The organism is Janibacter corallicola NBRC 107790 (assembly GCF_001570965.1).
Taxonomy (GTDB): Bacteria; Actinomycetota; Actinomycetes; order Actinomycetales; family Dermatophilaceae; genus Janibacter; species Janibacter corallicola.
In genome coordinates this window covers 18,142-44,769 of record NZ_BCSR01000017.1, presented here as the reverse complement: position 1 = coordinate 44,769, position 26,628 = coordinate 18,142, and the positions used below count along the sequence as shown (strand labels likewise).

Annotated in this window: 28 protein-coding genes; 22 read left to right on the top strand and 6 right to left on the bottom strand. The window is 72.5% G+C overall.

Translation table 11 applies throughout. The annotated features are described in order from the left end of the window. The first annotated feature begins 15 nt into the window (after positions 1–15). The 7 genes from rsmI to JCO01S_RS08280 are packed head-to-tail and all read left to right on the top strand — an operon-like array spanning position 16 to position 5,910. Entirely contained in the window at positions 16–855 is an 840-nt protein-coding gene (gene rsmI / locus JCO01S_RS08310; RefSeq protein ID WP_084342753.1) for a 16S rRNA (cytidine(1402)-2'-O)-methyltransferase, read from the top strand. Between the two features lie 18 nt (positions 856–873). Continuing rightward, positions 874–1,641 carry a histidine phosphatase family protein gene (locus JCO01S_RS08305; RefSeq protein WP_084342752.1) on the top strand — a complete coding sequence of 256 codons (768 nt, stop codon included), beginning with the start codon at positions 874–876 and terminating at the stop codon, positions 1,639–1,641. A 16-nt stretch (positions 1,642–1,657) separates the two neighbouring features. Further along, entirely contained in the window at positions 1,658–2,257 is a 600-nt protein-coding gene (locus JCO01S_RS08300) for a TlpA family protein disulfide reductase (RefSeq protein ID WP_068253653.1), read from the top strand. Next, positions 2,254–3,012 (top strand): cytochrome c biogenesis CcdA family protein, encoded by a 759-nt coding sequence (locus JCO01S_RS08295; RefSeq protein ID WP_084342751.1) that lies wholly within the window; start codon positions 2,254–2,256, stop codon positions 3,010–3,012. The genes JCO01S_RS08300 and JCO01S_RS08295 overlap by 4 nt, the downstream gene beginning before the upstream one ends. Further along, positions 3,012–4,604 (top strand): cytochrome c biogenesis protein ResB, encoded by a 1,593-nt coding sequence (gene resB / locus JCO01S_RS08290; RefSeq protein WP_068253650.1) that lies wholly within the window; start codon positions 3,012–3,014, stop codon positions 4,602–4,604. The genes JCO01S_RS08295 and resB overlap by 1 nt, the downstream gene beginning before the upstream one ends. Then, positions 4,601–5,617, top strand: coding sequence for a c-type cytochrome biogenesis protein CcsB (gene ccsB / locus JCO01S_RS08285; protein ID WP_068253647.1), 1,017 nt, complete (start codon positions 4,601–4,603; stop codon positions 5,615–5,617). The genes resB and ccsB overlap by 4 nt, the downstream gene beginning before the upstream one ends. 5 nt (positions 5,618–5,622) lie before the next feature. Continuing rightward, the gene (locus JCO01S_RS08280; protein WP_068253642.1) at positions 5,623–5,910 is read left to right on the top strand and encodes a DUF4229 domain-containing protein; all 288 of its coding nucleotides are present in this window, start codon (positions 5,623–5,625) and stop codon (positions 5,908–5,910) included. 45 nt (positions 5,911–5,955) lie between these two features. On the opposite strand, the gene JCO01S_RS08275 is transcribed toward JCO01S_RS08280, so the two are convergent. Beyond that, complete coding sequence (locus JCO01S_RS08275) at positions 5,956–6,852, bottom strand: 1,4-dihydroxy-2-naphthoate polyprenyltransferase (protein ID WP_068253639.1); 897 nt, start codon at positions 6,850–6,852, stop codon at positions 5,956–5,958. A gap of 11 nt (positions 6,853–6,863) precedes the next feature. Then, positions 6,864–8,027 carry an o-succinylbenzoate--CoA ligase gene (gene menE / locus JCO01S_RS08270; RefSeq protein ID WP_068253632.1) on the bottom strand — a complete coding sequence of 388 codons (1,164 nt, stop codon included), beginning with the start codon at positions 8,025–8,027 and terminating at the stop codon, positions 6,864–6,866. Between the two features lie 130 nt (positions 8,028–8,157). Between menE and JCO01S_RS08265 the strand changes: the two genes are divergently transcribed. Further along, positions 8,158–8,718 carry a hypothetical protein gene (locus JCO01S_RS08265; protein WP_068253696.1) on the top strand — a complete coding sequence of 187 codons (561 nt, stop codon included), beginning with the start codon at positions 8,158–8,160 and terminating at the stop codon, positions 8,716–8,718. A gap of 63 nt (positions 8,719–8,781) precedes the next feature. Here JCO01S_RS08265 and JCO01S_RS08260 read toward each other — a convergent pair whose 3' ends face one another. From JCO01S_RS08260 to JCO01S_RS08250, 3 genes are all read right to left on the bottom strand, one after another. Continuing rightward, positions 8,782–9,267 carry a hypothetical protein gene (locus tag JCO01S_RS08260; RefSeq protein ID WP_068253629.1) on the bottom strand — a complete coding sequence of 162 codons (486 nt, stop codon included), beginning with the start codon at positions 9,265–9,267 and terminating at the stop codon, positions 8,782–8,784. A 72-nt stretch (positions 9,268–9,339) separates the two neighbouring features. Then, on the bottom strand, positions 9,340–10,752 hold the full coding sequence (locus tag JCO01S_RS08255) for a GntP family permease (protein ID WP_068253623.1): 1,413 nt from the start codon (positions 10,750–10,752) through the stop codon (positions 9,340–9,342). Between the two features lie 65 nt (positions 10,753–10,817). Further along, complete coding sequence (locus tag JCO01S_RS08250; RefSeq protein WP_068253620.1) at positions 10,818–11,774, bottom strand: 1,4-dihydroxy-2-naphthoyl-CoA synthase; 957 nt, start codon at positions 11,772–11,774, stop codon at positions 10,818–10,820. A gap of 91 nt (positions 11,775–11,865) precedes the next feature. Here JCO01S_RS08250 and JCO01S_RS08245 point away from each other — a divergent pair, with 91 nt between their 5' ends. The 7 genes from JCO01S_RS08245 (at position 11,866) to menD (ending at position 18,959) form a co-directional block, all read left to right on the top strand. Then, complete coding sequence (locus JCO01S_RS08245; RefSeq protein ID WP_068253612.1) at positions 11,866–12,441, top strand: hypothetical protein; 576 nt, start codon at positions 11,866–11,868, stop codon at positions 12,439–12,441. A gap of 89 nt (positions 12,442–12,530) precedes the next feature. Further along, on the top strand, positions 12,531–13,781 hold the full coding sequence (locus tag JCO01S_RS08240; protein WP_068253609.1) for an Nramp family divalent metal transporter: 1,251 nt from the start codon (positions 12,531–12,533) through the stop codon (positions 13,779–13,781). Beyond that, positions 13,778–14,182, top strand: a complete 405-nt coding sequence (locus JCO01S_RS08235) for a VOC family protein (RefSeq protein ID WP_068253607.1) — start codon at positions 13,778–13,780, stop codon at positions 14,180–14,182. Before JCO01S_RS08240 ends, JCO01S_RS08235 begins: the two co-directional genes overlap by 4 nt. A gap of 5 nt (positions 14,183–14,187) precedes the next feature. After that, a complete protein-coding gene (locus JCO01S_RS08230; protein WP_068253693.1) occupies positions 14,188–15,186 on the top strand; it encodes an o-succinylbenzoate synthase in 999 nt (332 codons plus the stop codon). Between the two features lie 90 nt (positions 15,187–15,276). Further along, the gene (locus JCO01S_RS08225) at positions 15,277–15,603 is read left to right on the top strand and encodes a hypothetical protein (RefSeq protein WP_068253596.1); all 327 of its coding nucleotides are present in this window, start codon (positions 15,277–15,279) and stop codon (positions 15,601–15,603) included. Then, complete coding sequence (locus JCO01S_RS08220) at positions 15,600–17,123, top strand: YoaK family protein (protein ID WP_068253593.1); 1,524 nt, start codon at positions 15,600–15,602, stop codon at positions 17,121–17,123. The genes JCO01S_RS08225 and JCO01S_RS08220 overlap by 4 nt, the downstream gene beginning before the upstream one ends. 42 nt (positions 17,124–17,165) lie before the next feature. Further along, on the top strand, positions 17,166–18,959 hold the full coding sequence (gene menD / locus JCO01S_RS08215) for a 2-succinyl-5-enolpyruvyl-6-hydroxy-3-cyclohexene-1-carboxylic-acid synthase (protein ID WP_068253590.1): 1,794 nt from the start codon (positions 17,166–17,168) through the stop codon (positions 18,957–18,959). Between the two features lie 128 nt (positions 18,960–19,087). Here the strand turns inward: menD and JCO01S_RS08210 are convergent, their stop codons facing one another. Next, the gene (locus JCO01S_RS08210; protein WP_068253587.1) at positions 19,088–20,386 is read right to left on the bottom strand and encodes an isochorismate synthase; all 1,299 of its coding nucleotides are present in this window, start codon (positions 20,384–20,386) and stop codon (positions 19,088–19,090) included. A 40-nt stretch (positions 20,387–20,426) separates the two neighbouring features. Between JCO01S_RS08210 and JCO01S_RS08205 the strand changes: the two genes are divergently transcribed. The 7 genes from JCO01S_RS08205 (at position 20,427) to nuoE (ending at position 26,628) form a co-directional block, all read left to right on the top strand. After that, complete coding sequence (locus JCO01S_RS08205; protein WP_068253584.1) at positions 20,427–21,122, top strand: demethylmenaquinone methyltransferase; 696 nt, start codon at positions 20,427–20,429, stop codon at positions 21,120–21,122. Between the two features lie 73 nt (positions 21,123–21,195). Then, positions 21,196–22,497 carry a geranylgeranyl reductase family protein gene (locus JCO01S_RS08200; protein ID WP_068253581.1) on the top strand — a complete coding sequence of 434 codons (1,302 nt, stop codon included), beginning with the start codon at positions 21,196–21,198 and terminating at the stop codon, positions 22,495–22,497. A gap of 81 nt (positions 22,498–22,578) precedes the next feature. Then, the gene (locus JCO01S_RS08195; RefSeq protein WP_068253579.1) at positions 22,579–22,941 is read left to right on the top strand and encodes an NADH-quinone oxidoreductase subunit A; all 363 of its coding nucleotides are present in this window, start codon (positions 22,579–22,581) and stop codon (positions 22,939–22,941) included. A gap of 18 nt (positions 22,942–22,959) precedes the next feature. Then, a complete protein-coding gene (locus JCO01S_RS08190; protein WP_068253576.1) occupies positions 22,960–23,547 on the top strand; it encodes a NuoB/complex I 20 kDa subunit family protein in 588 nt (195 codons plus the stop codon). Beyond that, a complete protein-coding gene (locus JCO01S_RS08185) occupies positions 23,544–24,419 on the top strand; it encodes an NADH-quinone oxidoreductase subunit C (RefSeq protein ID WP_084342750.1) in 876 nt (291 codons plus the stop codon). The genes JCO01S_RS08190 and JCO01S_RS08185 overlap by 4 nt, the downstream gene beginning before the upstream one ends. After that, positions 24,419–25,774 (top strand): NADH-quinone oxidoreductase subunit D, encoded by a 1,356-nt coding sequence (locus JCO01S_RS08180; protein ID WP_068253573.1) that lies wholly within the window; start codon positions 24,419–24,421, stop codon positions 25,772–25,774. The genes JCO01S_RS08185 and JCO01S_RS08180 overlap by 1 nt, the downstream gene beginning before the upstream one ends. Next, the gene (nuoE, locus tag JCO01S_RS08175) at positions 25,774–26,628 is read left to right on the top strand and encodes an NADH-quinone oxidoreductase subunit NuoE (protein ID WP_084342749.1); all 855 of its coding nucleotides are present in this window, start codon (positions 25,774–25,776) and stop codon (positions 26,626–26,628) included. Before JCO01S_RS08180 ends, nuoE begins: the two co-directional genes overlap by 1 nt.

Here is a 26,628-nt window from a genome sequence, read left to right as displayed (position 1 = left end):
GAGATGATGGGGCCCATGCCACTCGTCCTCGCCGCCACCCCCATCGGAGACCCCCGCGATGCCTCCATCCGGCTGCGCGACGAGCTCGCCGGGGCGGACGTCGTCGCCGCCGAGGACACCCGTCGGATGCGCCGCCTCGCCGCCGAGCTCGGGGTCGAGCTGCCTGAGCGGGTCGTCAGCTACCACGAGCACAACGAGGCGTCCCGAACCGTGGACCTCCTCGAGGCGGTGACGAAGGGGGAGCGCGTGCTCCTCGTCACCGACGCCGGGATGCCCTCGGTCTCCGACCCCGGGTACCGCTTCGTGCGGGCCTGCGTCGAGGCCGACGAGGAGCTGACCTGCCTGCCGGGGCCGAGCGCGGTGCTCGTGGCGCTCGCGGTCTCCGGGCTCCCGGTGGACCGCTTCTGCTTCGAGGGCTTCCTGCCCCGCAAGGGCGGTGAGCGCCGCCGGGTCCTGGAGGAGCTGGCCACCGAGCGGCGCACCATGGTCTTCTTCGAGGCGCCCCACCGGATCGCGGTCTCCCTCGAGGTCATGGCCGGCGTCTTCGGCCACGACCGGCAGGCCGCGGTCTGCCGCGAGCTGACGAAGACCCACGAGGAGGTCCGGCGCGGGAGCCTGGGCGAGCTGGCCGAGTGGGCCGTCGAGGGGCTGCGCGGCGAGATCACCGTCGTCGTCGAGGGCGCCCCCGAGGTCGTCGTCTCGCTGGACGACGCGGTCGCCGAGGTCATCTCCCGCCGCGACCGGGGCGCTCGGCTGAAGGACGTGTGCGCCGCGGTCGCTACCTCCACCGGCCACGGCAAGAAGGCGCTCTACGACGCCGTCATCGCCCACCGGCGCAGCGACCGCTCAGACTGAGGTGGGACAATCCCGGCCATGACCGAGCCGACCCCCGACTCCGGGACCGACCTGCCCCTCGAGAAGGAGACCCGCCAGCAGGCGAGGACCGCGGCCGACCGGGCCGCCGAGGGTGCGCAGGAGGCGCGTGCGGCCCGTCAGGAGCACCCGGGCAGCAAGCGGACCGTGGTCCACCTCATGCGCCACGGCGAGGTCGACAATCCGGAGAAGATCCTCTACGGCCGGCTGCCGGACTACCACCTCTCCCCGCTGGGCCGGGCGATGGCCGACGTCGTCGCCGAGCACCTCGCCGACGCCGACCTGGCCCTGGTCGTGCACTCCCCGCTGGAGCGCACCGCGGAGACGGCTGGGCCGACGCTGGCCCGACACGGCCTGACCGCCGTGGTCGACCCGCGCGTCATCGAGGCCGGCAACAAGTTCGAAGGGAGCCGCTTCCGCAAGCGCCTCCTGCTCGACCCCCGGCGCTGGTGGTGGGTCCGTGACCCCACGAAGCCCTCCTGGGGCGAGTCCTACCACGCCATCGGCAAGCGGATGATGGCCGCGATCGAGGACGCTCGCGATCACGCCCGGGGCCACGAGGTCCTCGTCGTCAGCCACCAGCTGCCGATCTGGACCATCCGCAGCGTCCTCGAGGGGCGCCGGCTCTGGCACGACCCCCGTCGGCGTCAGTGCAACCTCGCCTCGCTGACCACCGTCACGTTCGTCGGCGACGAGGTCGTCGACGTCTCCTACTCCGAACCCGCTGCCCACCTCTACGGCCGTGCCTCGGTCGTGTCGGGTGCCTGACCCCCTTCGAAAGTCGATGCTGCACCGAACCATCCGTGCCCTCCTCGCCTGCCTCGGCGCCCTCGCGCTCGTCGCGGGGGTGACCGCCTGCGGTGACGACGGGACCTCCTCCAGCGAGGCCGCCCAGGACGCCGGCTACCGCAGCGGCGACGGGGAGCTGCTCATCATCCCGCCGAAGGAGCGCGAGGAGCCGGTCGACCTCGCCGGCAAGACCCTCGACGGGAAGACCTGGAAGGCTGCCGAGCACCGCGGCGAGGTCGTCGTGGTCAACCTGTGGGCCAGCTGGTGCGGGCCGTGCAAGAAGGAGGCCCCGGAGCTCGTCGCCGCGCACGAGAAGGTCGACGAGGACGAGGTCAGCTTCGTCGGCATCGACTACCGCGAGCCGTCCCTGGACACCGGTCGCGCCCAGGCCAAGGCGTGGGGGCTGGACGCCTGGCCCTCGGTCTTCGACAAGTCCGGTCAGAGCGCCATCGACATGCAGGGCAAGCTCTCCGCGCAGCCCTCGACCGCCGTCCTGGACCGCAAGGGCCGCATCGCCGCGGTCAAGCTCGGCCCGATCACCGAGTCGACGCTGACCGGGATGATCGAGGACACCCTCGACGAGCCCCGGCGATGACCGGGATGCTCATCGCCGGTCTCGGGGAGACGGTCACCGACGGCGCCCTGCCGCTCGCCGTGGCGGTGGCGGCGCTCGCCGGCCTCGTCTCCTTCGCCACCCCCTGCGTGCTGCCCCTCGTGCCCGGCTACCTCGGGTACGTCACGGGGCTCTCCGACGTCGCACTCGAGGACCGCAGCCGCGGCCGGATGGTGCTCGGGACGGCGCTCTTCGTCCTCGGCTTCACCCTCGTCTTCGTCCTCGCCTCGATGTTCGTCGCCACGGTGGGGCAGGTCTTCATCACCCACCGCGAGCTGCTCATGCGCATCGGCGGGGCGCTGGTGATCCTCATGGCGCTGGTCTTCCTCGGCATGGGCTCCCAGCGCACCCTCCGGCTGCCGGTCCGCCCCGCGACCGGTCTGGCCGGCGCCCCGGTGCTCGGCGCCGTCTTCGGCCTCGGGTGGGCACCGTGCGTCGGCCCGACCCTCGCCGCCGTGCTGACCCTGGGCCTCACCGGGGACTCCGGCACCAGCCGCGCGGTCGTCCTCGCCGTGGCCTACTGCCTCGGGCTCGGGCTGCCCTTCATCCTCATCGCCGGTGCCTACGAGCGCTGGGCGCCGGTCTCGCGGTGGCTGCGCGGCCACCAGCGCACCATCCAGGTCTTCGGAGCGGTCTTGCTGCTCGTCGTGGGCGTGCTGCTCCTCACCGGCGGGTGGGACGTCCTCACCCGTTGGCTGCAGGCCCACCTGATCAGTGACTACGAGGTGATCATCTGATGCCCGCGACCAAGGGCCGTCCGCGAAGCGACCACCGCGCCGGGGTGACCCAGCCGAGGCTCGGCGTCCTCGGCTGGCTGCGGTGGGGCTGGCGACAGCTGACGAGCATGCGCACCGCGCTGCTCCTGCTGCTGCTCGTGGCCATCGGGGCGGTGCCCGGCTCGGTCTTCCCGCAGCGCAGCCAGGACCCCGGCGCGACCGCGGACTGGATCGCCCGGCACGAGACCACCGGGCCGACGCTGGACAAGCTCGGTGCCTTCGACGTCTTCTCCTCGCCGTGGTTCTCGGCGATCTACCTGCTGCTCTTCATCTCGCTCATCGGCTGCATCCTGCCGCGCAGCCTCCAGCACCTGCGCGTGCTGCGCAGCCGGCCGCCGCGCGCGCCCCGACGCCTCTCCCGGCTCGAGGCCCACGCGACGGGCGAGGTGACCGGCTCGGTCGAGCAGGTGCGCGAGGCCGCCACGCGGGTGCTGCGCCGTCGGCGCTACCGGGTCGCCAGCCACGACGAGGTCTCGGTCTCGGGCGAGAGCGGGTACCTGAAGGAGACCGGCAACCTCGTCTTCCACATCGCGCTCGTGTTCATCATCATCGGCGTGGCCATCGGCTACCTGTGGGGGTGGAAGGCCGACGTCATCGTCCCCGAGGGCGACTCCTTCGTGAGCACCTCGACCCGCTTCGACACCTTCGCTCCCGGCCCGCTCGTGGACGAGCAGAGCCTGAGCCCCTTCACCATCTCGGTGACGAAGATGACCGCGGACTTCAACGACCGCGAGCCGGGGGCGGAGACCTTCGGCCAGCCGCGGGACTTCACGGCGCACGTGAAGGGCGTGACCGCCGACGGCGAGGAGTTCACGGACCTCGTCAAGGTCAACGGCCCGCTGGAGATGACGGACGCGACCGTCTTCCTCCTCGGCAACGGCTACGCGCCCGTCATCACCGTCAAGGACCCCGACGGCGAGGTCCTCTACAAGGGGGCGACCCCCTTCCTCGCCCAGGACAGCAACTACCGCTCCACCGGCGCGGTGAAGGTCGGGGCCGCCGAGCCCGAGCAGTTCGGCTTCATGGGGCTCTTCCTGCCCACGGCCCACATCGACCCGGAGACCGGCCCGATCTCGCTCTTCCCCGACACCCGTTCGCCGGCGCTCGCCCTGAGCATGTACACCGGCGACCTCTACCCGGGCGGCATGCCGCAGTCGGTCTTCAGCCTCGACACCAAGGGGATGGACAAGGTCCTCACCAAGGACGGGAAGGACCAGGCACGGCTGTGGCTCACCCCGGGCGAGACCGCGAAGCTGCCCGGCGGCCGGGGGACCATCAGCCTCGACGGGGTGGACCGCTACGCCGGCTTCTCGGTGCGCCACGACCCCGGCAAGCACCTCGTGCTGTGGTCCGCGTTCGCCGCGCTGGCCGGTCTCATCGCGAGCCTGGTGCTCAAGCGGCGCCGGGTCTTCGTGCGGGTCGTCGAGTCCGAGGGCGCCGACGGGGTCGTGCGCGTGGAGGTCGGCGGCATGAGCCGTGACGACGACGAGGGCCTGACCGAGGTGGTCACGGAGGTCCGCGACGAGCTCGTGGGACAATCGGAGGCATCATGAGCAACGAGATCCTGGCGACCTACGCCAACTACGCCCTGTGGTCAGCCATCATGGTCATCACGATGGCGATGATCGGCCATGCGCTGTACCTCGCCTGGACCGTCCCGGAGCGGGAGGCCGCCGACGAGGCGGCACCGCGGGAGGCGACCGTGCCCGAGCGCGAGGTCGTGGCCGCAGGCGCCGGGGCGAAGGGGGCGACCCCCGGGTCCGCGGGCGATGCCGCGGCCCTCCACGAGAGCGGGTCCGCACCGGGCGAGGACGACGGCAGCGTGCCGGTCCGTGCCCGCAAGGCGGCCGGCATCGCCTCGACGCTCGGCTGGCTCGGCGCCATGCTGCTGCTCACCTCCGCGGTGCTGCGCGGCGTCGCCGTCTCGCGCCCGCCGCTGGGCAACCTCTTCGAGTTCTCGGTCGCCGGGTCCTTCTTCGCGATGGCCGCCTACAGCATCTGGAGCTTGCGACGTGACCTGCGCTGGCTCGGCGTCTTCGTCACCGCACCCGTCGTGCTCATCCTCGGTGTCGCCTCGACGGTCTGGTACCAGCCGGCCGACGAGCTCGTGCCGTCCCTGAAGTCCTACTGGCTGCCGATCCACGTCACGGTCGCGACCCTCTCGGTCGGCCTCTTCATCGTCGGCGCGGCGATCGTCGCGCTGTACCTCGCCAGCGACCGCCAGCTCGGCGGGGAGCGCTTCTGGCGCAAGTTGCCGCCGGCTGCCTCGCTGGAGAAGCTGGGCTACTCGCTGCACATCGTCGCCTTCCCGCTGTGGACCTTCACCCTCATCGCGGGGGCGATCTGGGCGCGGGAGGCCTGGGGCGCGTACTGGACCTGGGACCCCAAGGAGGTGTGGACCTTCGTCATCTGGACCGTCTACGCCGCCTACCTGCACGCCCGCGCGACGAAGAACACGCCCCGGCGGACGGCCAACTGGATCGCGCTGGCCGGTTTCGCGTGCATCATCATCAACTACACGGTCGTGAACTTCTACTTCATCGGCATGCACAGCTACGCCCAGTGAGTGCCATGGTCCGCTACACGATCCTGCGTCTGCTCATCTTCATCGGCTGCCTGGCCCTCCTGTGGCTGCTCGGCCTGCGTGACGGCATCGAGCTGGCTTGGCTGGCGATCCTCGCCGGCATCCTCTCGATGGTGATCTCGGCCTTCGTCCTCTCGCCCTTCCGCGCCGAGATGGTCCACGAGATCGAGGACCGCCGCGCCCGCCGCGCCGAGCGCAAGGCCAACCGGCCCCCGGGCGTGGACGAGTCCGCCGAGGACGCCGCCCTCGACGCCGAGGACGACCAGTACCGCTGACCGTGCGCGGCAGTCACCCGTTTCTCGGGTGACCCGAGAACGTCGTCAGCCGGCCAGCGCGAGCGGCCAGATCAGTAGGAGCGCCCAGAGCAGCTCGGCCATCCCGGTCGTGCCGATGGCCGGGATGAGGTCCCGGCTGGTCGCGCCGCGGCGCACCGCCCGGATGCCCGGCACCGCCACGAGCAGCCCGAGCAGGGCCACCGGCGCCCACGGCCGCCAGATCGTCATCGCCAGGGTGAGCAGCGCGGTCGCGCCGTAGAGGCCGAGGTAGAGCCGGCGGGTGCCGCCGTCACCGAGGCGCACCGCGAGGGTCGTCTTGCCGGTCTCGGTGTCGGTGGGGATGTCGCGCAGGTTGTTCGCGACGAGGATCGCCATCGCGAGGCAGCCCACGCCGACCGCACCGAGGAGGCCGACCGCCGTGATCGTCCCGGCCTGGGTGAAGAGCGTGCCGAGGGTGGCGACGAGCCCGAAGAAGATGAAGACGTAGACCTCCCCGAGGCCGCGGTAGCCGTAGGGGTTGTCGCCGCCGGTGTAGCGCCAGGCGGCGACGATCGCCAGCCCCCCGATGGGCAGCAGGATCCACGCGCTGCTGAGCGCCACGAGCGCGAAACCGAAGAAGGCCCCGACGGCGAGGGAGACGATCGCGGCGAGCTTGACGGCGGAGGGCTCGGCCAGGCGCTGGCCGACGAGGCGCACCGGGCCGACCCGCTCCTCGTCGGTGCCGCGGATGCCGTCGCTGTAGTCGTTGGCGTAGTTCACGCCGACCTGCAGGGAACCCGCGACCAGTGCGGCCAGCAGCGCCAGGCCGAGGGAGGCCCCCTTCGCCCCGGTGCCGGGGTCGTGGTGGGCCGCCGCCGCGGCGGTGCCGACGATGACGGGCGAGATCGCTGCGGGGAGGGTTCGCGGGCGGGCGCCGGCGATCCACTCGGAAAGGGTGGCCACGACCGGCGATCCTACGACGCCGGCCCTCCCGCGAAGAGACCCGTCACCGCGGACCGGTCCGGCTTGCCCGGCCCCCGGAGCGGCATCTCGGTCACGACGTGCACCCGGCGGGGCAGGGCGTGGGCCGGCAGGTGGGACCGCAGCATCTCCCGGATCTCGGCGACGCCGGCGTCGGGGACGGGGCCGGGCTGCGGGCCGCCGGGTGAGGTGACCGCCGCGACGGAGACCGCCTGGCCCCACTCCGGGTCGGGCACGCCGACGGCCACGGCCTCGGTGATCGCGGGCACGTGGTGGAGCACCGCCTCCTCGACGAGACGCGGCGCCACCTTGAGTCCGCCGGTGTTGATCAGGTCGTCCGCGCGGCCGTGGACGCTCACCCGTCCGCGCTCGTCGACGGTGCCGATGTCGTTCGTGCGGTACCACCGGGAGCCGTCCGGGTCGGTGACGAAGGGGGAGGCCCCACCTGCGTCACCCAGGTACCCGGCGGCGAGTACCGGCCCGCCGATCTCGAGGCGACCGTCCTCCCCTTCGCGCACGTGGACGTCCTCCAGCGGGGAGCCGTTGTAGACGCACCCGCCGCAGGTCTCGGACATGCCGTAGGTGGTCACGACCCGCACGCCGAGCGAGCGCGCGCGGTCGAGCAGGCCGGGGGGTGCGGCGGCACCGCCGAGGAGGATCGCGTCGAAGCGCCGCAGCGCTTCCAGCCCCATCGGGTCCTCGACGAGGCGCGCCAGCTGGGTCGGCACGAGCGAGGTGTAGCGCCGCTGACCGGTCATCGAGGCCGTCGCCTGGACGAGGGCGAAGGGGGCCGCCTCCTCGATCACGACCGGCGTGGTGCCCGCCGTGATGCTGCGCAGCAGCACCTGCAGACCCGCGACGTGGTGCGGCGGCAGGGCCAGCAGCCACTGCCCGTGCCCGCCGAGGAAGGTCGCGGTCGCCCGGGCGCTCGCGAGCAGCGCGGTGGCGGTCAGGAGCGTCAGCTTCGGCGATCCGGTGGAGCCGGAGGTGGCCACGACGGCCGCGAGGTCATCGGGCAGGTCGCCGCCGGGGACCTCGGGGCTCTCCTCCGGCGCGCGGGGGAGGATCGGCGCGGTCCCGGTCAGCGCCTGCTCGAGGTCCGGGATCGCCTCGAGGACGGCGGGTCCGGACGGCAGGGCGAGGGGAGTGATCGGCACCCGTCCATCTTGTCCGACGACCGGGGGCCACGTGGTCGGGGGCCGGTGACTGTGGACCGGGGGTTGTCCGCCGCGGGGTATGGGGACAACTCCATCGCCTCGCTGCCACGGCCTCCCTAGCGTGATCTGCATGGGGATCACGGACATGACCGCAGTCGGCCGCGTGGGGGTTGCGCCGCAGGCATGGGCGCGAAGGGCGGCGCTCGCCTGCGTGCTGTGCGTCCTCCCGTCGATCCTCTGGCGGGTGGCCATGCTCGCCGGCGTGGACACGGGCTTCGCCGATGCGGACTGGTACCGCGCGGAGGGCTCCCGGGTCGCCTACGTGCTCGGGCTCGATGCCCTCCAGCTCGCCGGGGCGCTGCTGTGCCTCGGGCTCGCCCTGCCGTGGGGTGAGCGGGTGCCGTCGTTCGTCCCGGGCCTCGGCGGGCGGACCGTCCACCGGCTCGTGCCGATGGCCCTCGGCGGGACGGGCACGGTGGCGCTCTACCTCATCATGGGCCAGCTGGTGCGCGCGTACGGCAGCGTGTGGCTGGGTCTGCGTGAGGGCTGGACGCCGGCAGCGGGGATGGATCCGTTCGAGGCGACGGTGCTCGGTGTGGCCTATGCCCCGCTCTTCTGCTGGCCGCTGGTGCTGACCGTGGCGCTCGTCGGCTACTGGCGGCGCCGCAGCCCCCTTCGCCCGACTCGATGAGACACGAACCAACGGCAGCGAGACGAGCGTGCGTTCGGCTCCCACAGGCTGCGCCGGCCACGCTCAGGAGCGCGGTGCCTCCGCCGGTGGGTAGTGCTCGACGAGCTCCCGGAGCAGTCGGGCGCCCCCGAGCACGAGCTGCGCGACGCTCGGGCGCCGCCGCACGAGCAGGGGCAGGGCGATGAATCCGAGGACGGCGACCAGCAGCAGCACGGCCCCGACCGTCTCCCGCAGGAGGTAGTCGCCCAGCTGGTCCAGCAACGGCCGGTACGAGTCCGGGTCGACACGGAAGATCGTCACGACGAGGCCGACGGCCAGCAGCAGAGCCAGCGCCGGGTACCAGACCCCTCCGGTGCGGGCCCGTGACCTCGACGCCAGGGCCAGGAGCCCCACGACCGACACGAGCCCGAGCACGCTGGCGGCAAGCAGGGTCGTGCCCGGCTCGAACATGGCTTCGGAGTCACCGCCGCACCGGGAGGAAGGTGGGGCGGAGATCAGGATGGCCGCGACGGCCAGGGCGATGCAGATCCTGCGGGTCCACCGGCGCACCGGGCCTCCGGCACGAGCGAGAGCACGGCTTCCCAGGTCGGGACGGAGTCATCCTCCACGAGCTGCTCCCCCTCAGGCGATGACGCTGACGACGAGCACCAACGGTAGCGAGACGAGCGCGCCGAGGGAGGTTGCCATGGTCAGGGTCTTCAGGGCGCCCTTGGTGGACAGGCCGAGCAGTGTCTTGAACATCCAGAAGAAGTTGCTGTTCACGTGCAGCGCGAACATCGCACCGGAGGCGATCGCCAGGGCGATGACGACCGGGTCGACCCCGATCTGGGAGACGACGGGGGCGATGATGCCGGCCGCGGTGATCGCGCCGACCGAGACCGACCCGATGGCGAAGTGCAGCAGCGCGGCGATGAACCACGAGAGCAGCACGCTGAGCAGGATCGGGGCGCTCGCGTCGGCGGAGAAGAGGCCCTTGAGGGTCTTGTCCAGGCCGGTCTCGGTGATGACGGCGCCGAGCGAGCCGCCGATGCCGGTGATGAGCAGGATCTCGCCGGTGGTGCGGAAGCCGCTGGTCATGGCCTCGCCGGAGTGGTCGGTGCCCAGCGTCGCGCGGGCGAGGACGAAGGCGACGAGCAGGCCGATGAAGAGGGCGATGTTCGCGTTGCCGAGGAATGCCAGCACCGGGGTGCTCACGTCGAAGAGCTCGGTGAAGGCGCCGACGGCGATGAGGACGAGGGGGACCAGGATCGGGGTCAGGCGCAGCAGCAGCGGCATCCGGGCGGCCTTCTCCGGCACCTCGTCGGTCGCCGTGGTGGTGGCCCCGGCCGCGCTCTGCTCGCCCTCGGTGCCGATGGCCTCCCACGCGGCGTGGTCCGGGTGGTCCGGGTGCTCGATCTCCGACTCGTCGATGTCGGTGCGCGCATCCCAGTAGCCGGTGCGCAGCAGCTGCCGGAAGAGGAAGGCGACGAGGAGCGCGGTGCCGAGGCCGATCGGGGCCCCGAAGATCAGGTAGGTGCCGAGCGGCAGGTCGAGCAACCCTGCCACGGCCACGGCCGCCAGGCCGGGCACGACGAAGACGTAGCCGGCGAAGATGCCCACGGCAATGGACCCGGCCAGCCAGGGCAGCCCCCTTCGCTTGTCGATGACGGGCGCCGCCTGCCGCGCCATGGGGGAGGCGAGGACGACCTGCACGTCGACGTAGATGGAGGGGAAGATGATCGACAGCGCCGCCGCCATCGCATAGGGCAGTCGGTTGCCCACGCGTTCGGCGATGAGGTGGACGAGGTCGCGGAAGGTGCCCGTAGCCTGCAGCAGCGCCCCGATGAGCACGCCGAAGCCGATGAGCAGACCGACCTCGGCCATGATGTCGCCGAATCCGGTGGTGATCGCGTCGGCGGTCCCCTTGAGCCCGACACCCGCGGCCAGGCCGAGGTAGATCGAGGAGATGATCAGCGAGATCACCGGATCGATCCGGAACCGGATGATCAGCAGGATCGCGACGGCGATGGCGATGAGGGTGTGCAGGACGTCCACCGGGACACCCTAGGACCGGATGTGGCGCCGGTCACCTCCGACGCGCGGGGATCGGCGAGGGGTGTCTAGAAGTACCAGGGGAAGGAGGACCAGTCCGGATCCCGCTTCTGCAGGAACTGGTCGCGCCCCTCGACCGCCTCGTCGGTCATGTACGCCAGTCGGGTCGCCTCGCCGGCGAAGACCTGCTGGCCCATGAGCCCGTCGTCGGTGAGGTTGAAGGCGAACTTCAGCATCCGGATCGCCGTGGGGGACTTCGCCATGATCTCCCGGGCCATCCGCAGTGCCTCGGTCTCGATCTCGGCGTGCTCGACGACCGCGTTGACCGCGCCCATCTCCTTCATCTCCGCGCCGGTGTAGGCCCGGCCGAGGAAGAAGATCTCGCGGGCGCGCTTCTGCCCGACCATCTTGGCCAGGTAGGCGCTGCCGTAGCCGCCGTCGAAGGAGCCGACGTCGGCGTCGGTCTGCTTGAAGCGCGCGTGCTGGCTGGCGATCGTCATGTCGCAGACGACGTGCAGCGAGTGCCCGCCGCCGGCCGCCCATCCGCCGACGAGGGCGATGACGACCTTCGGCATGGTGCGGATGAGGCGCTGCACCTCGAGGATGTGCAGGCGCCCCCCTTCGGCCTTGACCCGGCGCTCGTCGACACCGGCGACGGTGTCGTCGCCGGTGGGGTCGCTCGCGTACTGGTACCCGGAGCGGCCGCGGATGCGCTGGTCGCCGCCCGTGCAGAAGGCCCAGCCCTCGGTGCTCGCGCTGCTGCCCTCCCGCGGGGTCGGGCCGTTCCCGGTGAGCAGGACGACGCCGACGTCGGGGGTGCGCCGGGCGTGGTCGAGGGTGCGGTAGAGCTCGTCGACGGTGTGCGGGCGGAAGGCGTTGAGGATCTCCGGCCGGTCGAAGGCGATCCGCACGCAGCCGACGTCCTTGGCCCGGTGGTAGGTGAGGTCGGTGAGATCCTCGAAGCCGGGTACCACCTCCCAGGCCTGCGGGTCGAAGGTCTCGCTGACGTTCTCCAGTGCACTCACGTCGGTGAGCCTACGACGCCCGCACCCCGGAGCAGCAGCCCGAGCACTTGCACTCAGGCGGGGGCGCCCCTCGGGCTCCTACGGTGGGACCGTGGCCACCCGGGGGAGCGTCAACCGCGTCGTGCGGGTCGTCCTTGCCCTCCTCGTCCTGGCCGTCATGTCGGTCATCGCCTATGCCGCCATCGGCTTCTTCACCGTGGCCTCCGGGCAGAGGGGGTGGCTGTGGGGTGCGATCGTGTGGTTCCTCCTGCTGGTGATGCCCCTGCTGGGCTTGCGGCCACGGCGGTTGCGCTGGTGGGTGGTCGGTCTGACCGTCTGCGCCCTCCTGGCCGGCGCGGTGACCTGGTACCGGGTTCCGCCTACCCGCGACCGGCTCGTCGCGGCCTACGAGCGCGAGGTGCACCCTCCGCGGGGCTTCCTCGAGGCGGCCCGCGACGTGCACGGGAACACGTGGTGCTTCAAGGGGTGTCCGGTGCTGGAGGTCGAGTACGAGAGCGGCCCGGGCAGCTCCGAGCGGCAGCTGCGCCGGCGTCTCGACGCGGCTTTGGTCGACGACGGCTGGACCGCGCACGCCGACGACCGGGGTGGGTACTGGACGAAGTGGCGGTGGGAGCTGCGGCCGGCGGAGGCCGAGCGCGGTGAGCTCGCGGTCGTCCTGACGGGCTGACCGCCTGGATCTGCACACCCTCCCGCGCTGCGACGGGAGCCGGCGTGCGCGACAGTGGGTGACCCCGATCACGACAGGAGGAGGGTGCGATGACGACACCCGGGGTCGAACAGGTCAGCGCGAAGAGATGGTCCCTCGTCGGGCCCGGCATCGTCGTCGCCGCCACCGGTGTCGGTGCCGTCGACCTCGTGGCCACCCTCATCGCAGGAGCGAAGTTCCAGTACGCGCTCGTCTGGTGCGTGGTCCTCGGCTGCATCATGAAGATCGTGCTCGTCGAGGGCGCCGGCCGGTACAGCCTCGCGACCGGTCACACGATCTACGAGGGGTGGTCCAGCCTCGGGCGGTGGACCCATGTCTACTTCGTGCCGTACATCGTCATCTGGGGCTTCGTCTACGGGGCCGCCGCCATGGCCGGGACCGGGCTCGCGCTGCGCTCCCTCTTCCCCGTCCTGGGGGTGGCCTGGTGGGGGATCATCGCCGCCGTCATCGGCGCTGCCCTGGTGTGGACCGGGCGGTACGGCCTCTTCGAGAAGACCTGCGCCGCCCTCGTCGGACTGATGTTCATCACGATGGTCGGGGCGGCGCTGATGACCCTCCCGAACCTCCCGGAGATCCTCTCCGGGCTGCGGCCGGTGATCCCGGACGAGGGCCTGATCAACGTGCTCGCACTCGCCGGCGGTGTCGGCGGCACCATCACGCTCGCCGCCTACGGCTACTGGCTGCGCGAGAAGGGCTGGGACACCCCCGGCCACATGCGGCTCATGCGGGTGGACAACACCGTGGCCTACACCGTCACCGGCATCTTCGTCCTCGCCACCCTGATCGTCGGCGCCGAGCTGCTCTACTCGACCCAGATCGCCATCACCGACGGGGACAAGGGGCTGCTCGACCTCTCGCACGTGCTCGCCGGACGGTACGGAGTATGGGTCGGCAAGGTCTTCCTCGTCGGGTTCTTCTCCGCAGCCATGTCCTCCCTCCTCGGGGTCTGGAACGGCGTCTCCCTGATGTTCGCCGACCTCGTCGGTCACCTGCGGGGACTCGATGAGGATGCTCCGGAGCGGTTGGGCGGTGGCCTCTGGTACCGGGTCTACATCCTCTGGCTGACCTTCCCGCCGATGACCATGATGTTCCTCGGCAAGCCGGTGTGGCTGATCCTCGCCTACGGGGTGCTCGGGGCGCTGTTCATGCCCTTCCTCTCGGTGACGCTGCTGTGGATCCTCAACACCGACCGCGTGCCCCGGCAGTGGCGCAACAAGTGGCCCGCCAATGCCGCTCTCGTGCTCTGCGCCATCGCCTTCGGCGTGCTGGCGATCGACAAGGTCTACGGTCTGGTCGCATGAGCCTGCTCCTGTACCAGCTCGCGATCGACGCCCGCGACCACCGCTCGCTCGCTCGGTGGTGGGCCGATGTCCTCGGCTACCGCATCGGCTACGAGGACGAGTACGAGTGCGAGGTCCTGCCCCCGGAGCAGACCGAGGGCCCGGTCGACGACGTCGCGACGTGGCAGGCGCGGCGCACCGGCCTCAGCTTCGCCCCCGTGCCGGAGGGCAAGACGACCAAGAACCGGCTGCACATCGACCTCGCACCCCACATCGACCAGGACCGGGATGCGCTCATCGAGGAGCTGCTGGCGAAGGGGGCGACCCGCGCCGACGTCGGGCAGGACCCGGACGTGACGTGGACCGTCCTCGCCGACCCGGAGGGCAACGAATTCTGCGTGCTCTCCAGCCGCGACCGGTGAGCACCATGGGCGACGCGCCGCGGCCCGGCGTGGCGGAGCTGCTCGACGGGCTGGCCGTGGTCACGCTGCCGCTGAACGTGCGCTTCCGCGGCGTCACCGAGCGCGAGGTCGCCCTCATCCGGGGGCCACGGGGGTGGGGGGAATTCGCCCCCTTCGTCGAGTACGGGCCCGCCGAGGCCTCCCGGTGGCTGGCGGCCGCCATCGAGGCCGCGTGGAGCGGCTGGCCCGACCCGGTGCGCGATACGGTCCCGGTCAACGCGACCGTCCCGGCCGTCCCGGCGCGGGAGGTCCCCGCGGTGCTGGCCCGCTACGACGGGTGCGACACCGTCAAGGTCAAGGTCGCCGAGCCCGGGCAGGACGAGCAGGACGACGTCGACCGGGTGGCCGCGGTCCGTGACGTGATCGGCCCCGAGGGGCGGGTCCGCGTCGACGCCAACGGTGGCTGGAGCATCGCCCAGGCCGGCGACGCGCTGGCGCGGTTGCGGCGCTACGACCTGGAGTACGCCGAGCAGCCCTGCGCGGCCGTGGGGGACCTGGCCCGCCTGCGGGTGGCGCTGGCCCGCGCCGGGGTCGAGGTCCCGGTGGCCGCGGACGAGTCCATCCGCAAGGCGGAGGACCCTCTCGAGGTCGCCCGGCTCGGCGCAGCCGACCTCGTCGTCGTCAAGGTCGCCCCCCTCGGCGGGGTCGACGCGGCGCTGCGCATCGTCGCCGAGACCGGCCTGCCCGCGGTCGTCTCCTCCGCGATCGACTCGAGCATCGGGCTGCGCGCCGGCGTCGCCCTCGCCGCCGCCCTGCCGTCGCTGGAGCACGCGTGCGGCCTCGGCACCGGGGCGATGCTCGCCGCCGACGTCACCGACGAGCCCCTCCGCCCGCACGACGGCCGGCTCCCGGTACGTGAGGTCACCGCGGACCCGGGGCTGCTCGAGGCGCACGCCGCGGCGCCGGACCGGGTGACGTGGTGGCGCGAGCGCATCACCGCCGCCCGGGCGCAGCTGCCGGGCTGACTCCTCCACATCCCCGACCGGCCGGAGCCCCCGGCCCACAGGCCGGGGACGGCTGCTGCGCGCACCGCCTCCCGCACGGTGCCATGGAACATGGACATCGAGGGGATGCCGGACATCGGGCGGATCACCGACGCCGAACGGGTCGTGACCGCCCTGCGGGGGTGCGCCGAGACGGTCGACGGCGCCGCCGGTCGGCTACCGGTCATGGCGAAGGGGGAGTGGCGCGGCGTCGCGGCCGACGCCTTCGCCGACCGTGTCGCCGAGCACCGGGAGGAGCTCCTCGAGCTCGCCGAGCAGGTCCGCCGCGCGGCCCGGTCGGTGCGTGATCTCGAGTCCACGGCACGCGAGCGGCGGGCCGCGCTCGAGCACCTGGCGGCGCTCGGTGGGGGGCCACCCGGCCCCGGGGTGCTGTGGTGAGCAGCATCGAGGTCGGGGGCGGCGTCGCGGGGCTGGCCGTGACGCTGGAGGAGCTCGAGGACGCCGCCGCCCGGCTGCGCACCCTCGCCGATGACCTGCTCGAGGTCGTCCTCTCCATCGGGCGGCTGTCCGCCGATCCGGCGCTCGCGGCGGCCGGAGCGCTGGCCCCGGCCGAGCTGCTCGAGGTCGAGCGTGTCCTCGCGTCGGCCGCCGGCCCCGGGGGCGCGGCGGGTTCGGCAGCCCGGCTCCTGGCAACGGGCACGGTGACCGACCTGGCCGTGCGCGCCTACCGGCGCGGTGAGGACGTCGCCGGGCGGCTCGCCGACGAGGCGGCGACCGCCGTCGGGGCCTGGGCCGGCACGGCCGTCGGGTCCGCCCTCGGCGGCATCGGCCCTCCCGTCGTCGGGGTGGGCGCGCTCGCCGTGCCAGTCGTCGGGGCCGCACTGGCCACCCCCGTCGGCGCCGCGATCGGCGAGGACGTGCAGGAGGCGGTCACCGGCGTGGGGCACTCGGTCGGCGGGGAGGTCGACGAGGTGCTCTTCGACCAGCCGTGGCTCGTGCCTGCCGCGGCGGACGGGCTCGACGGGTTCGTCACCGGTCTCGGCGGCGGTCTGCCGCCCCTCGGGGCCTGGCTCGGGTGGCGGTCCGCACGCGCCGGGGTGGCCTACCCGCCGCGCACCCGGAAGGAGGCGCTGCGGGTCATCGTCGCAGCGGCCTCGGGAACGGCCCTCGACGAGTCGGGCAGGCGGGTGCGGGTGCGGGCCCACGGCGCACCGCGGCACGTGCCCGCGCCACACTCCCTCGGAGACCTCGTCGCCCCTGACGGGCCGACCTCGGGGCGGGACCGGCTGCGCGTGACCGGCATCCCCGGCCCCGACGGCCGGTGGCGCTGGATCGTGGACCTGCCGGGGACCCAGAGCTTCGACCCCCGCGCCGGTGAGAACCCCTGGGACCTCACGAGCGACGTCCTGCTCTCGGCCCGCGGCACGAGCCTGACGAGTCGCGGGGCCGCTCGGGCGCTCGACGACGCCCGGGCACGGACGGGCGCCCCCCGCTCCGGGCCGGTCATGCTCACCGGCCACAGCCAGGGCGGGCTCACCGCCGCTGCGCTCGCGGCCGACCCGCGCTTCCGCGAGGACCACGACGTGACCCACGTCGTCACCTCGGGCGCCCCGATCGGGCAGGTGCCCGTGCCCGAGGGGGTCTCGGTCCTCAGCCTCGAGCACGAGGAGGACCTCGTCGCCGGGCTCGACGGGGCGCCCAACCCCGATCGCGCCGACTGGGTGACGATCCGCCGCAGCCTCGCCGAGGACCTGGGGGCCGACGCGGGAGCCACCGACGCGCACGCCCTGGGGGAGTACACCGAGACCGCCGGGCTCGTCGACGCCAGCGACCACCCCTCGGTCCGGGCATGGCGCGAGGGCGCCGCGCCCTTCCTGGGGGATCCGGACCGGTTGCTCGCGCCGGACGCCCCGGAGGTCGTCGTCATCGACTACGACATCGAACGGGTGCTGGAGTGACGGCTCCCGTCGCGCCCGCGGCCGCGTGGCAGGATCGGGCCCGTGAACCCCTCGACGACCGGCGCCCGCGTGCTGCTCGACGAGCTCTGCCGGCTCGGGATGCGCGAGCTCGTCCTCTGCCCCGGTTCCCGGTCCGCGCCGCTGGCCTACGCGGCCCACGAGCTGGAGACCGAGGGGCGACTGCGGCTGCACGTGCGTGTCGACGAGCGCAGCGCGGCCTTCCTCGCGCTGGGCCTGGCGAAGGAGAGCCTCAGCCCCGCCGCCGTCGTCACGACGAGCGGCACCGCCGTGGCGAACCTCCACCCGGCCGTCCTCGAGGCCCACCACGGCGCGGTGCCCCTCATCCTGCTCACCGCCGACCGCCCGCCCGAGCTGCGCGGCGTCGGGGCCAACCAGGCCACCGACCAGCTCGGCCTGCTCGGCGGCGCCGTCCGCCTCATGGCCGAGCTGGAGACCCCGAGCGACCCGACCAGGCAGGCCGCGGCTTGGCGCACGACCGCAGCCCGGGCGCACGCAGCTGCCACCGGTGACCTCGCCGGGTCCGGGCTCGCCGGCCCCGTGCACCTGGACCTGCCCTACCGCGACCCGCTCGCGCCCGACCCGCCTCCCCGAACCGGGGCGCCCGCCCCCGCCCGGCGGGAGCGGGACGACCCCGGGAGCCGGGCCGGGACCGGTGGCGCCGTCGCGGGGCGCCCGGACGGCCGACCCTGGGTCACGCTGCCCGAGCCACCGGCCCCCACGGCCGGCCCGGCACCGCCGCTGCCGCACGACCCGGAGACCCTCGTCGTCATCGGGGAGCTGCCGACGGCCGCGCATCGGGCCGATGCCCTTCGCTGGGCCCGCCACCACGGCGCGCCGGTCATCGCCGAGCCCGGCGCCGGCACCGGTGACCTCGTCCTGCCCCACGGGACCCGGCTGCTCGGCGCGCGGGACTGGGTCGGCGCGCACCTGCCCTCCCGGCTGCTCGTCATCGGCCGCCCTACCCTGGGGCGCCTCGTGCCCGCCCTGACCCGCCGTACGGACGTGCGGGTCGAGGTCGTCACCACGGGAGAGCCCGGAGCACACGGCTGGGCCGACTCCACCCACGAGGCCGAGGCCGTGCACCCCTTCGCGGCGCTCGCGGTGACCGGTGAGGGGTGGGGGGTGACCCCCTTCGCCCGGGTGTGGCTGGAGGCCGCCGAACGGTGCGCCGACGCCCTGGCCGCGGTGGCCGGCGCCGACCTCGACGGGCCGGCCCTCGCCCGTGCCGTGCACGACGCCCTGCCGCCGGACGCCGCTCTCCTGCTCGGCAGCAGCAGCGTCGCCCGGGACGTCCACCTCGGCATCCCGCGGCAGCGCCCCGACGTCGACCTGGTCACCAGCCGGGGCCTCGCCGGCATCGACGGGTGCGTCTCCACCGCGGTGGGCCTCGCACTCTCGCGGCCGGGGCGCCCCACGGCGGCGCTGCTGGGGGACCTGACCTTCCTGCACGATGCGAATGGTCTGCTCATCGGCCCCGACGAGCCGAGGCCGGACCTGACCATCGTCGTGGTCGACGACGACGGTGGGAGCATCTTCAGCACGCTTGAGTACGGCGCCCCGGAGCTCTCCGGCTCGCTGCGTCGGCTCTTCACCACGCCGACCGGGACCGACATCTCTGCCCTGTGTGCGGCCCACGGCCTGCACTGCACCACCGTGACCGACGTCGCCGAGCTGGCCCGGGTCGTGGCCGGGCCCGCGCAGGGGATCAGAGTGGTCAGGGTGCCCATCGACGGGGACCGGCGCCGGGAGACCGAGGCGCGGACCCACGAGGTGGTCGCCGCGGCACTCGGGTCAGGCGGCCCCCTTCGCTCCTGACCGGGCACTGCGGTCCCCTTCGCCCCGGCTCGGCAAGAGTTCCTGCCGGTTCGCAAGAGTTCCAAACTCTTGCGAAGAGGGGGATTCTCGGGTGACCCGATGATCGTGGGGCGGGCGGGGCGCCCCCTTCAGCCGCCGAGCGCGGTCCGCATCGGCAGCAGCTTGGCGACCGACTCGGCGACCTCGTCCTCGGCGCGGGAACCCGCGACGATGCCGCAGCCGGCGTAGAGCGAGATCGAGGTCGGGTCCTCGTAGACGCCGCAGCGCAGCGCGATGCCCCACTCGCCGTCACCGGAGGCGTCCATCCAGCCGACGGGCCCGGCGTAGCGGCCGCGGTCCATCGACTCCAGCTGCGAGATGACGTCGTCGGCCGCCGGCGTGGGGGTGCCGCAGACCGCCGCGGAGGGGTGGAGCGAGGCGGCGAGCCCGAGCGAGGTCGAGTCGTCGTCGACCACCCCGGCGACATCGGTCGCGAGGTGCATGACGTTGTTCAGGTGCAGCACGAAGGGGGACTCCGGCACGTTGATCGAGGAGGTGTGCTCCGCGAGCGCGTCCGCGACCGAGCGCACCGCGTACTCGTGCTCTTCGAGGTCCTTGCTGCTGCGGGCGAGGGACCCGGCGAGGGCCAGGTCGTGACCGTCGTCACCGCTGCGTCGGATCGTGCCTGCCAGCACGCGCGACGTGACCAGTCCGCGCTCGAGGCGCACGAGCATCTCCGGGGTCGCGCCGACGAGCCCGTCGACGGCGAAGACCCACGTCGTGTCGTAGTCCTCGGTGAGGCGTCGCAGCACCCATCGCGGGTCGATCCGCCGCCCGGCGCACGCGCGCACGCTGCGGGCGAGCACGACCTTGTCCAGCTCACCGGCGCCGATGCGCGCGACGGCCTCGTCGACGGCCTGGGACCAGCGCTGCACGCCGAGGTCGCCGTCCTCGAAGTCCACCGGCCCCGGCCCCTCCGGCTCGGGCTGGTGCGTGAGCAGCACGTCCGCCGGCGGGACGGTCGAGGCCCGCGTGATCGTCGTGATCCACGCGTGGGAGCCGCGGCGTCCGACGACGACCTCGGGGACGACGAGCACCGAGTCGGAGTCGGAGTGGCGGGAGAAGGCCATCGACCCGAAGGCGATCGGGCCGGTCCCGGGCTCCTGCACGTCGTCGCGCACGATGGCCTCGGCCGTCGTGCGTCGCCACCACTGCTGGGCCTCGGCGAAGCGGTCGGGCCCGCTCGAGGCGAAGGTGGCCACGCGCCCCCACCCGACCAGGCCCTCGCCACGGCGGACCCAGGAGACGACGTCCCCGACGTCCTCTGGCTCCGGCAGCAGGGCGAGCAGGTCCTCCACGCGTGGGAGGGGGACGGCGACGGTACGTGCGAGCAGGGTGTCGCCGGGGTCACCGACGGGGGGCTGGTCGGCAGGGGAAGGGGAGGTCATGGCGTGAACAGGGTACGACTGCGGGTGCGAGGATGAGGACATGAGTCGTGCCTCCCTCCAGAAGGACCCCAAGGCCGTCGCCGCGATGTTCGACGAGACCGCCGCGAAGTACGACCTGATGAACGACGTCATGTCGCTCGGGCAGACCCGCCTGTGGCGCCGCAGCGTCGTGCGGGCGATCGACCCGCGTCCGGGGGAGCGGATCCTGGACATCGCCGCCGGCCCCGGGTCCTCCTCGGTCCCCCTTCGTGGTGCCGGGGCGGAGGTGGTCTCCGCGGACTTCTCCCTCGGGATGCTCCGGCAGGGGCTGCGGCAGCGTCCGGGGCTGGACTTCTCGGCGGCCGACGCGACCCGCCTGCCCTTCGCCGACGAGTCCTTCGACGTGGTGACGATGTCCTTCGGCTTCCGCAACGTCGTCCGGCCGGAGGTGGCGCTCGCGGAGTTCCTGCGGGTGACCCGGCCGGGCGGCCGGCTGCTCATCTGCGAGTTCAGCCAGCCGGTGGGCCGGCTCTTCCGCACGGTCTACTCGGAGTACCTCATGGCCGCCTTCCCGCCGGTGGCCCGCCGACTGAGCTCGAACCCGGAGTCCTACGTCTACCTCGCCGAGTCGATCCAGGCCTGGCCGGCGCAGGAGAGGCTGGCCCGGTGGATCGCCGACGCCGGGTGGGGCGGGGTCGAGTGGCGAAACCTCACCGGCGGCATCGTCGCGCTGCACCGGGCGACGAAGGGGGCCTGACGCGAGAGCCCCGGGCGAGGGGTAGGCTGCCCGGCGATCGTGAATTCATTCACAAGCCTTCGAGGAACTTTTCGTGACCAGTGACGCGACGGACGGTTCGACGGCGGATGCCATCGTCGTCGGTGCAGGACCGGGCGGCAGTGCCACCGCTGCGTGGCTGGCCAAGGCCGGCAAGGACGTGGTCCTGCTCGAGAAGGCGCAGTTCCCCCGCGACAAGATCTGCGGCGACGGGTTGACCCCGCGTGCGGTCCGCCAGCTCGTCCACCTCGGGGTCCCCCTGGACGAGACCGACGGGTGGGCGCACAACAAGGGCCTGCGCATCATCGGCGGCGGCATGCGCCTGCAGCTGGACTGGCCGGACGTGACCTCCTTCCCCGCGACCGGGATGGTCCGTGCCCGGGCCGACCTGGACGAGGTCCTCGCCCGGCACGCGCAGTCCGCAGGTGCGACGCTGCTGGAGGGCCGCAACGCCCACGAGCCGATCCTCGACGAGCACGGTCGGATCGAGGGCGTGGTCGCCAAGGTCGTCGACGAGCGCGGCCGCGCCACCGGCGAGAAGGAGACCTACCGGGCCCCGGTCGTCGTCGCCGCCGACGGCGTCTCCTCCCGGCTCTCGGTGAAGATGGGCCGGGAGAAGCGCGAGGACCGGCCGATGGCGGTCGCGGTCCGGGCCTACTACGAGACCCCCCGGCACGACGACGAGTACCTCGAGAGCCACCTCGAGCTGTGGTCGAGCACGCCGAGCGGGGAACGCATCCTCATGCCCGGCTACGGCTGGCTCTTCGGGCTCGGCGACGGGCGCAGCAATGTCGGGCTCGGCGTCCTCAACACCTCCGAGGCCTTCGGGCGCACCGACTACAAGGACGTCATGCGCCGCTGGGTGGAGACGATGCCGCCGGAGTGGGGCATCAACGCCGACACCATGCAGGGCTCGATCACCGCCGCGGCCCTGCCGATGGCCTTCAACCGCCAGCCCCTCTACGACCGCGGGCTGATGCTCGTCGGCGACGCGGGCGGGATGGTCAACCCCTTCAACGGCGAGGGCATCGACTACGCGCTGGAGGCCGGCCACGCGGCCGCCGACACGATCCTGCAGGGGCTGGCCCGCCGGGACGCCGACGGGCGGGAGCGGGTGCTCGCCTCCTACGCCGAGACGATGAAGCAGATGCACGGGGGCTACTTCACCCTCGGGGCGCAGTTCGCCAAGCTCATCGGCCGGCCCGAGATCATGCGCCTGGCCACGAAGTACGGCCTGCCGCGCAAGACGCTCATGCACTTCATGCTCAAGCTCATGGCGAACCTGCCGGAGGAGAAGGGCGGCGGACTGGACGACCGGCTCGTGCACCTGATGACGCGGATGGCCCCCAATGCGTGAGCCGGGTGTGGCCTCGATCACGGTCGGCCCTAGTATCGAAGAAGGCGTCACCGCCCCGTCAGAAAGTGAGGTCGTGCAGCGATGAACCCCTACATCCCGCTGCTGTTCCTCTTCCTCATCGGCCTCGGCTTCGCCGTCGTGTCGGTCGGGATGAGCCTCATCGTCGGGCCGGCCCGGTTCAACCTGGCCAAGTCCCAGGCCTACGAGTGCGGTATCCAGCCCACACCGCAGGCCGAGGAGGGCGGCCGCTTCCCGGTCAAGTACTACCTGACCGCAATGCTGTTCATCATCTTCGACATCGAGGCGCTGTTCCTGTACCCCTTCGCCGTCGCCTTCGACGAGCTCGGTGCGTTCACCCTCTTTGCGGTGGTGCTCTTCCTGTTCAACGCGTTCTTCATCGCCGACGCCTACGTGTGGCGTCGCGGTGGGTTCGAGTGGGACTGACGAGACGGAGGTCTAGACATGGGACTCGAGGAGAAGATCCCGGGAGGGATCGCGCTCACCACGGTCGAGAAGCTCGCCGGGTACATGCGCAAGTCGTCGATGTGGCCGGCCACCTTCGGCCTCGCGTGCTGCGCCATCGAGATGATGGCGATCGGCACCCCCCACTACGACCTGGCGCGTTTCGGCATGGAGCGTTTCGCCGCCACCCCGCGGCAGGCGGACCTGATGATCGTCGCCGGGCGGGTCAGCAACAAGATGGCTCCCGTCGTGCGGCAGGTCTACGACCAGATGGCGAGCCCGAAGTGGGTCATCTCGATGGGTGTCTGCGCCAGCTCCGGCGGCATGTTCAACAACTACGCGATCGTCCAGGGCGTCGACCACATCATCCCGGTGGACGTCTACCTGCCCGGCTGCCCGCCGCGCCCGGAGATGCTGCTCAACGCGATCATCACCCTCCACGAGCAGGTCCAGGGCTCCAAGCTCGGCGTCAACCGCGAGGCCGCGGCCCGCGCGGCGGAGCAGGCGGCGCTGACCGCGACGCCCACCGAGCTGCAGGAGCCCACCCACGACCACGAGTCGCTCCTCGGAAGGAACCTGCTGGCATGACCGAGGAGGAGAAGCCCGCGGACGAGGCGGGCAAGGACGTCGAGGCCACGACGCAGGACGTCGACACCCCCCGGCCGAAGGGGGTCCACCCCGAGGGGCCGGGCCTGGCCGGGACGGCACACACCGACTACCCCGACACGAGCGGGCTCACCGGTGGCCACCGCCCCGTGGAGTACACCAACGTCGAGGACGAGGACTCCCTCGGCGTTCCCGAGCCGGGCCACGAGCCGGTCGTCGTCGACCAGCGCCGCGGCCTCTTCGGCGTCCGACAGGGCTCGGACACCTCCGGGTACGGCGAGCTGGAGCGGCGCATCGAGTTCCCCGGGGCGGCCAAGCGCCCCTACGGCGGCTACTTCGACGAGGTCGTCGACCTGCTGCAGGAGAGCACGGGTGCGGACCTCCTCGAGCGGGTCGTCGTCCACGCCGGCGAGCTGACCCTCCACGTGCCGCGCGAGCACCTGCCGCGCGTCGCGCGCGCCCTGCGGGACGACCCGCGACTGCGCTTCGAGATGTGCATGTCGGTCTCCGGGTACCACTTCCCGAACGAGGCGGGCCGGGAGCTGCACGTGGCCTACCAGCTGCTCTCGATCACCCACGGCGGTCGCCGGCTGCGGCTCGACGTGAGCGCCCCCGACGCGGACCCGCACATCCCGAGCATCGTCGAGACCTACCCGGCCGCGGACTGGCACGAGCGGGAGACCTGGGACATGTTCGGCGTGGTCTTCGACGGCCACCCGGCGCTGACCCGCATCCTCATGCCGGACGACTGGGTCGGGCACCCGCAGCGCAAGGACTACCCGCTGGGCGGGATCCCCGTGGAGTACAAGGGCGGCACCGTCCCGCCGCCCGACGAGCGGAGGTCGTACAACTGATGACGACGCACACAGGAGACTCCGGGGTGCACTCGACCCCGGGCGCCGACGACTACGCCGAGGGCCACATCGTCGACGTCCAGGCCAGCGGCGACTTCGACCGGGAGATCGGCGAGCTCGGGATGAACCCCGAGGAGCGGATCATCCTCAACATGGGGCCGCAGCACCCCTCGACCCACGGCGTGCTGCGGATCATCCTCGAGCTCGACGGCGAGACGGTGACCGAGGCCCGCGCGGGCATCGGCTACCTGCACACGGGCATCGAGAAGAACATGGAGTTCCGCACCTGGACCCAGGGCGTGACCTTCTGCACCCGGATGGACTACCTGTCCCCGATGTTCCAGGAGACGGCGTACTGCCTGGGCATCGAGAAGCTCCTCGGCATCACCGATGACATCCCCGAGCGGGCCAGCGCGATCCGGGTGCTCATGATGGAGCTGACCCGCATCTCCAGCCACCTGATCTGCCTGGGCACCGGGGGCATGGAGCTCGGCGCGACGACGATCATGACGATCGGCTTCCGCGAGCGCGAGCGGATCCTCTCGATCATCGAGAACATCACCGGCCTGCGGATGAACAACGGCTACATCCGTCCCGGCGGCGTCGCCCAGGACCTGCCGCCCGGCGCGATCGACAAGATCCGCGAGACCCTGCCGGTGGTCGCCAAGGGCGTCGACGAGCTGGACAAGCTGCTCGTCGAGCTGCCGATCCTCATCGGCCGGCTCAAGGACGTCGGCGAGCTCTCGCTGACCGGCTGCACCGCGCTGGGCATCACCGGTCCGGTGCTCCGCTCGACCGGGCTGCCGCACGACCTGCGCAAGCTCGACCCCTACTGCGGGTACGAGAAGTACGACTTCGACGTCGTCACCCGCACCGGTGCCGACGCCTACGACCGGCTGTGCATCCGGCTGGACGAGATGCGCCAGAGCATCCGGATCATCGAGCAGGTCTGCGACGAGCTGCAGAAGAACCCCGGCCCGACGATGGTCGAGGACAAGCGGATCGCCTGGCCGGCCCGGCTGGCCGTGGGCGGCGACGGCCAGGGCAACAGCCTCGACCACATCCGCGAGATCATGGGCACCTCGATGGAGGCGCTCATCCACCACTTCAAGCTGGTGACCGAGGGCTTCCGGGTCCCGCCGGGCCAGGCCTACGCCGCCATCGAGTCCCCGAAGGGGGAGCTCGGCTGCCACGTCGTCTCCGACGGTGGCACCCGGCCCTACCGGGCCCACTTCCGCGACCCCTGCTTCAACAACCTGCAGGCCATCGCGGCCATGTGCGAAGGGGGCAACCTCGCCGACGTCGTCGTCGCGGTCGCCTCGATCGACCCGGTCATTGGAGGAGTGGATCGCTGATGACGATCAAGTTCGGCCGGCAGGACTCGTTCGGCCACCTCAAGCTGTCGGCGGAGAGCAAGGAGCCCTACTCCGAGGAGACGCTCGAGGCGCTCACCGCCGATGCCGCGCAGATCCTGGAGCGCTACCCGCAGAAGCGCTCGGCGCTGCTGCCGCTGCTGCACCTCGTGCAGAGCGTCGACGGCTACGTCACGGGTCGTGGCATCAACTTCTGCGCCGACCTGCTCGAGCTGACCCGGGCCGAGGTCTCCGGGGTCGCGACCTTCTACACCCAGTACAAGCGCCACCCGAGCGGCGAGTACAACGTCGGGGTCTGCACCAACACCCTCTGCGCGATCATGGGCGGGGACCAGATCTTCGACCAGCTCAGCGAGCACCTCGACGTCGGTCACGACGAGACCACCGAGGACGGCAAGGTCACCCTGGAGCACCTCGAGTGCAACGCCGCGTGCGACTACGCGCCGGTGCTGATGGTCAACTGGGAGTTCTTCGACAACCAGACCCCCGAGTCGGCGACCAAGCTCGTCGACGACCTGCGCGCCGGCAACCCGGTGCGCCCCACCCGCGGGCCGGACCGGGTGTGCAGCTTCAAGGAGGTCTCCCGGCTGCTCGCCGGTTTCCCCGACGACCACGCGAACGAGGGCCCCGGGGCCGGCAAGGCCTCGCTGCGGGGCCTCGAGGTGGCCCGCGCCGAGGGCTGGGCCGCCCCGGGCGAGGAGCCGACGCCCACCACCACGCCGGACGAGGCGGGCGCGCAGGTCGAGGGCCTGGCCCCCGGCCGCCACATCCCCGCCGACGAGGACAACGCCTCTGACGAGACTCCGCCGCACAGCGCGCACGAGAAGGGGGAGTGA

Excerpts from the sequence above, each read along its gene's own strand:
- rsmI (WP_084342753.1), top strand. The coding sequence starts at position 16 with ATGCCACTCGTCCTCGCCGCCACCCCCATCGGAGACCCCCGCGATGCC.
- JCO01S_RS08305 (WP_084342752.1), top strand. The coding sequence starts at position 874 with ATGACCGAGCCGACCCCCGACTCCGGGACCGACCTGCCCCTCGAGAAG.
- JCO01S_RS08300 (WP_068253653.1), top strand. The coding sequence starts at position 1,658 with ATGCTGCACCGAACCATCCGTGCCCTCCTCGCCTGCCTCGGCGCCCTC.
- JCO01S_RS08295 (WP_084342751.1), top strand. The coding sequence starts at position 2,254 with ATGACCGGGATGCTCATCGCCGGTCTCGGGGAGACGGTCACCGACGGC.
- resB (WP_068253650.1), top strand. The coding sequence starts at position 3,012 with ATGCCCGCGACCAAGGGCCGTCCGCGAAGCGACCACCGCGCCGGGGTG.
- ccsB (WP_068253647.1), top strand. The coding sequence starts at position 4,601 with ATGAGCAACGAGATCCTGGCGACCTACGCCAACTACGCCCTGTGGTCA.
- JCO01S_RS08280 (WP_068253642.1), top strand. The coding sequence starts at position 5,623 with ATGGTCCGCTACACGATCCTGCGTCTGCTCATCTTCATCGGCTGCCTG.
- JCO01S_RS08265 (WP_068253696.1), top strand. The coding sequence starts at position 8,158 with ATGGGGATCACGGACATGACCGCAGTCGGCCGCGTGGGGGTTGCGCCG.
- JCO01S_RS08240 (WP_068253609.1), top strand. The coding sequence starts at position 12,531 with ATGACGACACCCGGGGTCGAACAGGTCAGCGCGAAGAGATGGTCCCTC.
- JCO01S_RS08235 (WP_068253607.1), top strand. The coding sequence starts at position 13,778 with ATGAGCCTGCTCCTGTACCAGCTCGCGATCGACGCCCGCGACCACCGC.
- JCO01S_RS08230 (WP_068253693.1), top strand. The coding sequence starts at position 14,188 with ATGGGCGACGCGCCGCGGCCCGGCGTGGCGGAGCTGCTCGACGGGCTG.
- JCO01S_RS08225 (WP_068253596.1), top strand. The coding sequence starts at position 15,277 with ATGGACATCGAGGGGATGCCGGACATCGGGCGGATCACCGACGCCGAA.
- JCO01S_RS08210 (WP_068253587.1), bottom strand. The coding sequence starts at position 20,386 with ATGACCTCCCCTTCCCCTGCCGACCAGCCCCCCGTCGGTGACCCCGGC.
- JCO01S_RS08205 (WP_068253584.1), top strand. The coding sequence starts at position 20,427 with ATGAGTCGTGCCTCCCTCCAGAAGGACCCCAAGGCCGTCGCCGCGATG.
- JCO01S_RS08195 (WP_068253579.1), top strand. The coding sequence starts at position 22,579 with ATGAACCCCTACATCCCGCTGCTGTTCCTCTTCCTCATCGGCCTCGGC.
- JCO01S_RS08190 (WP_068253576.1), top strand. The coding sequence starts at position 22,960 with ATGGGACTCGAGGAGAAGATCCCGGGAGGGATCGCGCTCACCACGGTC.
- JCO01S_RS08185 (WP_084342750.1), top strand. The coding sequence starts at position 23,544 with ATGACCGAGGAGGAGAAGCCCGCGGACGAGGCGGGCAAGGACGTCGAG.
- JCO01S_RS08180 (WP_068253573.1), top strand. The coding sequence starts at position 24,419 with ATGACGACGCACACAGGAGACTCCGGGGTGCACTCGACCCCGGGCGCC.
- nuoE (WP_084342749.1), top strand. The coding sequence starts at position 25,774 with ATGACGATCAAGTTCGGCCGGCAGGACTCGTTCGGCCACCTCAAGCTG.